This window comes from Vibrio sp. 1069 (assembly GCF_033340555.1).
The window spans coordinates 1-583 of sequence record NZ_JAWOWP010000671.1 but is presented as its reverse complement, the minus strand read 5'-3'; the positions used below and the strand labels follow the sequence as shown (position 1 = coordinate 583).

Here is a 583-nt window from a genome sequence, read left to right as displayed (position 1 = left end):
GCGAAAGGTCAGCCAACATTGGTTGGTACAGTATCGATTGAAAAATCAGAACTACTCTCCAACGCTTTGAAGAAAGCGAAGATCAAACACAACGTTTTGAACGCTAAGTTCCATGAGAAAGAAGCGGAAATCGTTGCTGAAGCAGGTATGCCTGGTGCGGTAACTATCGCAACAAACATGGCAGGTCGTGGTACAGATATCGTGCTAGGTGGTAGCTGGCAAGCAAAAGTTGAATCACTACAAGATCCAACGAAAGAGCAAATCGACGCAATCAAAGCTGAGTGGAAAAAAGTTCACGATCAAGTTTTAGATGCTGGTGGTCTGCACATCATCGGTACTGAGCGTCATGAATCTCGTCGTATCGATAACCAGTTACGTGGACGTTCTGGTCGTCAAGGTGATGCGGGTTCATCTCGTTTCTACCTATCGATGGAAGACTCACTACTGCGTATCTTCACTTCAGATCGTATGGCAAGCTTGATTCAAAGCGGTATGGAAGAAGGCGAAGCAATCGAATCTAAGATGTTGTCTCGTTCTATTGAAAAAGCACAACGCAAAGTGGAAGGTCGCAACTTCGACATCC

The 583-nt window shown here is 45.3% G+C and carries 1 pseudogene; it reads left to right on the top strand.

The features are described 5' to 3' along the window. Window positions 1–583, top strand: a pseudogene (gene secA / locus R7040_RS28380) (preprotein translocase subunit SecA); the annotation flags it as partial.